General features: G+C 48.2%; 3 protein-coding genes. All 3 read right to left on the minus strand.

The features are described from left to right. Positions 1-116: 116 nt before the first annotated feature. A complete protein-coding gene (locus ACOJTG_RS17075; protein WP_420154939.1) occupies positions 117-1,475 on the minus strand; it encodes an AMP-binding protein in 1,359 nt (452 codons plus the stop codon). After that, positions 1,472-2,590 (minus strand): thiolase family protein, encoded by a 1,119-nt coding sequence (locus ACOJTG_RS17080; protein ID WP_420154940.1) that lies wholly within the window; start codon positions 2,588-2,590, stop codon positions 1,472-1,474. Before ACOJTG_RS17080 ends, ACOJTG_RS17075 begins: the two co-directional genes overlap by 4 nt. A gap of 488 nt (positions 2,591-3,078) precedes the next feature. Beyond that, positions 3,079-5,664, minus strand: coding sequence for a response regulator (locus ACOJTG_RS17085; RefSeq protein WP_420154941.1), 2,586 nt, complete (start codon positions 5,662-5,664; stop codon positions 3,079-3,081). Positions 5,665-6,336: the final 672 nt, after the last annotated feature.

Below are 6,336 nucleotides of genomic sequence, written 5' to 3' on the forward strand. Positions count from 1 at the left end.
ATTCGATGGATTGCAACCAGCTACGGTGAACCCTACCTCACGGACGGAGTTTGAATAAAGAAGAAGGAAAATTTTCCCATGGACTTCATAATCGAGTCAACGGAACAGTAGCCGACTTAAGCCGGTACGGCAAGAATTTCGGGAGAATCTTCGTCGGCAAGGGTGCGTACGATGGCTTGGTAATCAATCTTCCCGTGATCCTTTCGGGGAAGATTACGCCATTCGAAGATACGACGGGGTTGTTTAGCCGGGGGAAGGGACTGCAAGAGGTGATCCTTGAGCTGACGGGTATACGGAACGGAGTTCTGCCCCGGATACGTTGCCGAAAAAACCAGATAGATTTCGTGCGAAAGGTCCTCGCGAAGCAGCCCTACTACGGCTACTTCCTGAACAAATCGGAGTTCTTTGGCCCGGTTTTCAATTTCTTCAGCAAAGATGTTTAATCCGCGGCGGTTAAACATCCGTCCAGCCCGGCCCATCAGTACCAGCCGGTCGTCGTCCATCAGCCCTAGGTCAAAGACCGTATTGATCCCCCGGTAATCGGGTGATACGTACGGACTTTCGACCCGGATGCGTTGGTCAACGATGTGGATACGCACGCCAGGAAAAGCCTTCCCTACAGAAAACTGGTGCTTAAGGATCTCTTCGTTTTGCTGGTAGCTGATGTGTCCCAGCTCCGCCGCTCCGTAGTATTCGGTTAGCAGGGCCTGCGGACTGACCTGAAGCAGCATTTCCGCCAGCGACTTTTCCAGTTTTTCCCCCGCACTCACCAGCGAGCGAAGCAGCGGCAGCGATACGCCCGAGCGTGCCCACAAACGGTAGTGCGAAGGCACCATGAACACCGACGTGATTCGCTCGTCCTGCATTTGCTGCACCCAGCTCCCCGCCGATTTCAACGACGTCAGTACGATGGTTCCGCCCTGCCAGAGCAGGTGCAGTACGCTGTTGAGGTTTGCCGAATAGCTCAGAGCATCCAATACCAGCAGACGATCATCCGCTGTAATGCCGAATACGTCACTTTGGTGGGGAAAAGCCGTTACCCAGCTCTGGTAATCTTTCCAGATTACTTTGGGAACTGATTCAGTCCCGGACGTGAGTACACCCAGAAATCGATCGGTAAGGGTAGTCGGCTGAATTTCCGCTCGTATACTTTCTTCAGATTTCGTCCAGGCCTGCTGCAACAAATAGGCGTTTTCGCGTTGTCGCAAACCCTCGATCTGATCGCTCGTCAGTTGCGAAGAGGCAAATAACACGGCCTTTTTCAAGGCCATGCACGCCAGCAGATCAAGCAGGTTTTCCAGAGCGTCGGTCTGAGCCAGGATAACCGTTGCTTGCGAAATGCCGAATTGGTAGACTCCGGCCCGCGTCTGAATCTCCGTGATTAATTCGGCATACGTGTAGCTCCGGCGACCGTATTGCAGTGCCGTCTTATCCGGAAATTTTCCGGCCGTATGAAGAATTTTCTGGAGAATCACGAATTCAGATGTTCAATCAAAAGGGCGATACCCAAACCACCCGCGACGCCGACCGTTACCAGGCCGAGCCTTTGCCCAGTATGGGCCAGGGCCCGCATCAGGTGAATAGTATTGATTACCCCGGAAGCCCCGAAGGGATGCCCGTACGCTAAATTTCCGCCAAATATATTTACTTTTTCTTCAGAAATCCCCCAATGCCTGAGGAAAGCCAGCGGTTTAACCGCAAAGGATTCGTTGATTTCAAACAAATCAATATCCTTAATAGACAGGCCTGTTTGTCGCAGTAATTTCTCCGTTGCCCAGATAACACCCGCCGGAGCCAACGTTGGTAAGCCCCCGGCCATAGCCGACGCTACCAATTTGAATTTAGGCTCATACTCAGCCCGTAAGGTATCATTTACCAGGAAAATACCCGCGGCCCCGTCGTGCAGGTGAGCGGTATTGGTATGGTCGATTAATTGCGAGGACTGGGTACGGACCAAGCTGTCGTACGAAAAGGATTTTCGTAGCGGCTGATCTTCCGTGATAGTCCCGTACGGAAGTCGAATTTCTTTTAAAATTTCGATGGCTAGCTCCGCTTTCTGATGGCTTCGTACGGTCCAACGCATCAGTTCCTCCTTGGAAAGCCCGTACGTTTCCGCTACCATCTGAGCCGCCTGTCGCAAGCTGGTTTCGCCGTACGAAGCCGGAGCAAAGGTGGCCTGCGTATAGAAGCTGTCAGCATCGATGTACCGGGGATCGCGGGGCTGATACTGCCGCCGGGGAGCCAGGCTATTACTTTCCATTCCCCCCGCCAATATACTTTGAGCTATCCCGCTTTTCAATTGGGCTTCGGCCGCTACCAGAGCCCGTAAGCCTGCTCCACATTGCAGATCAAGGGTAGTCGCTGGAATTTCGGGTGAGAAACCGGCTTCCAGTAAGGCATAGCGAGCCATATTGCCTCCCGTACCAAGGGCATTTCCAACGATCAGTTCTTCGAAAACAAGGTTGGTATATTTACGTTGGAATCCTCGCAATACCTCCGCCATGAGTTGCTCAGGGAGTACGTTTTTATAGTAGCCCTGGGCTTTTCCCGTAGGAAGCCGTAATCCATCCACGATGTACGCTTGTAACATACCTGCGAACCTAGGGATTAATTGTCGAATTGTACCGGTTCAGGGAAGTACACGTTTTGAATTTTTCCGCCAACAGTATGGATCATCATCAAAGAAGCGATTCACTCAAGAATCGTATCGACGCTCTAGTACAGGCCGCTGCTGCCCATCTTTCCGTAACCAGTCAAACTATTGCGTTCTCACTAATGAAAAGTCCAAAATCAGAACCAAGGTGGAGTTTTGTAGCTAGCCGACAAACCTATCTCTGCAAGCAAGAAGCCGTTACGAATACGCGAGCCAGTTTTTTGCTCAAACATAGCAAGCTTGGCCCGGCCATAGCTGACTCTGAAGCCCACTTCCAAGTTTTGAAGGCTTCGTACGAGGTAACAGTACCGCATTCGATGGCATAGAATACCGAAGTGGTACTGCTACCCTCAGAGAAATAAGTAGATGCATACCCCATACTTAGCTCATTTCCCTTCCTACGAAAACTTTACGTTTGGCACTGATTACACAGTGGGCAAAAACTCTTTGCGAGCTTCTTCAACCATGGGCAGCAGCGTTTCCATTCGTTGCATAACGTCTTTAACGATGTTTTGTACGGTAAATAAATCACCATTTTGGGCGGCTAGCTCCTGTAGTTTAATGAAGGCGGGTACTACTTCCGCCGCTCCAATCATTTGTACGGGCGATTTGAGAGCGTGGGCAATTTTTCCTACCTCAACAATATCGTGCTGTTGTAGAGCTTCATTCATTCGTTTCAATTGTACGGGCGTTTCTTCGAGGAAAACTGCTAATAAATCGGCCATCGATTCATGATCGCCACCCGTTACTTCGTGCAGGTAATCCAGGTTTATTTTCATCGTATTCATTGGGCTGTTCATTTCAGTAGTGGCAGGGATAAAGGCGGGCGTTTGTACCTGTAATTGCTTGCGAACCACTTTGTACAAGTCACTCATTTGAAAGGGTTTAGAAATAAAGTCATTCATACCCACCTTTAGACAGTGTTCGCGTTCACCTACCAGGGCGTGAGCCGTCATGGCTACAATCGGTACTTCTATATGCAACACGTTGCGAATCTGCCGCGTCGTTTCATACCCGTCCATTTCGGGCATTTGAATGTCCATCAGAATCAAATCGTAGCTTTTTTCCCGAAGCTTTTTCAACGCTTTCAAGCCGTTCTCGGCGATTTCGGCGGAATAGCCCATGCGTCCAAGTACGGCCGTTGCCAGTTTCTGATTCATGGGGTTATCTTCCACTACCAACACGGAGATTTTCCTCAAATCTTCGTACGATGTGGAATGATAGGAACTAAAATCTTCCAACGAGGTAGGTTCGGCAATTTCGTAGGGAATTTCAACGGTAAAAAGTGAGCCCAGGCCCGGTGTACTCTCCACTTCAATATGACCGCCCTGCATATCTACCAGCGAGTTGACAATATTAAGTCCCAGTCCAGAACCACCGTATTGCCGCGTAGTGAATGAGCTTTCCTGACGGAATCGTTCGAAAATATGCGGTAGCACGTCTGCGGCGATGCCAATGCCCGAATCTTTCACCGCTAACGCTACCCACACTTGCTGACCTTCAATTTGTTTGCAGCGAATCGTGATTTCAATGCGACCTTTTTCCGTGAATTTGATAGCATTAGAAGCCAAGTTCAGCAGAATTTGCGTTAACCGCGTCGGATCTCCCAGTACAACCGGTGGCAGGTTATGATCAAGCTGCACGTCGAGTTCGAGCTGCTTGTCATAGGCAGCCGGTTGCAACATGATCTTGATTGATTGTACCAGCGAAATGATACTGAACGGAATTTTCTCGAATTGCAGCATGCCTGCTTCAATTTTCGAAATGTCCAAAATGTCGTTAACGATGGTAAGTAGGTTACGGCTAGCCGTATTGACCGCTTTTAGATACTCGTTCTGCTCAGGCGTCAGCGGCGTGGTTTCCAGGAGATTCGTAAAGCCGATGATGGAGTTGAGCGGCGTACGGATCTCGTGGCTCATGTTAGCCAGGAAGTTCTCCTTCATTAGAGCCGCTTTTTCAGCCATTTCTTTCGCTTCATTCAAGCGAGAGTGCGACAACAAGCGATCAGTAATATCGACATAACTGGAAACTACGTATTGCAGATTCTGTTCGAGATCAAAAATGGGTACCGCCGAACTTAGTAACAACGTACGCTCATCACCAATCCGTAGCTCCAAATCATCAATCTGAGCGGCTTGTCCTCTACGGGCTTTCCAATAAGGTCTTTTTTCGAACGGATACGGTATACCCGTTGGAAACTGGTAAACGGGCAAACTCTTAAACAGGTCGTCATACGACTGAAACGATGCGTATTGTTTCAGTAACGTACGCGTTACCCGATTGGTGTAATAGACCTTCCCTTGCTCATCATATACGGCTACCGCTGCCGGAACGGCATCCAGAATTTCGCGTAACCTTTTTTCATTAGCCTGTAACTCCAGATTCAGGCTGGTTCGGCTTTGCAGCAGTCGAATGAGTAGATAAACCGCTCCGAGAATAATCACGACGGCCACCAACGTACCAATGATCATGCTGAGCAAAGCCTCATTGGCCGAACGTTCACTTTCCTCTACCCGATGGGCCAGTGACGTCTGTTCATCCTCCTGAATCTGAACCAGCAGGTTACGGATCTCATAGGTCTGATCGAGGTAAATACGACCAGAATCCAGTCGGGTCGTTCCGTTTTCGATCTGGGCCTTAACAAAGAGCTTCCGACCCAGCATCAGTTTATGCTCTAATTTCTGATTTAATTCCCGGATTCTTCGCTGCTGATCGGCGGTTTTAGCGAAGTCATTGAGGTCTTTGGACTGATCGATCAGCTCCCGGGCATTCCGGTTGAAATCGGCCAGAAAGTATGGGTTGCCACTCAGGATATGTCCTCGTAAGTCATTATCAATGTGCGTTAAACGCGTATCAATTTGCTCAGCTTTTTCCAGAATGACGTGGGTATGCGTAATCCAATTGTTGGTAATGACGAGCCGCCGGATGGTACGGTGCCCGTTAATACCAATCAATATTTCAATCAGAATTCCTCCGCCCAACATCAACAATATCCAGAATTTCAACCGCATCTGAGTCTAATCAATGGTGTGGTAAATGATACGCTACCGGATAGGCAACAAACAGCATGATACGTTAGACGTAGATTCATTTAGGCTTTTGCCCGAATACACACGAATCATAACCATCCAAAAACTATGAAACGAGCCCATTGCTTGCAAGAACATTACTTTGAGTACTTGTTCAGAAACAGGAATTGGTAGAGAAGAAACATTCACCCGCAAAACAGGCCATGTAATCCGATGAAGTATAGAAGTAATTATAGACATGTTTATGTGGGCGGCACAAACGCTTTTGTATCTACCAGTAAATTTACTCATAAAAGCTGACTCCACAAAAGTGTAAAAAGAGCCTGCCAGCCTAACATACACTGAGCTTCTGCGGATGCCTCTTGTATATCGACTGAATCATTCTTAATGGTTTGCCTACTCAACTAAAGTAAACTGGAAGCAGTTCCCGGACCAATACAAAGCTTTCGCGGAATGGTTTGTATTGGTCCGGGAGCATTTTATACCACTCTTATTAAACATTACTGCCACCGTAGTTTTTTATTTAAAACTACGGTGGCAGTAATGTTTGAAATAAAGGTTAGATCTGTTTTACGGGAAGAAATTGACTAATTCAACCAAATTTATGTCACGTGAATAGTAAGGAATTATTTTGCTAATACGATTAAAACCACT

Source organism: Siphonobacter sp. (assembly GCF_048595215.1).
GTDB lineage: Bacteria > Bacteroidota > Bacteroidia > Cytophagales > Spirosomataceae > Siphonobacter.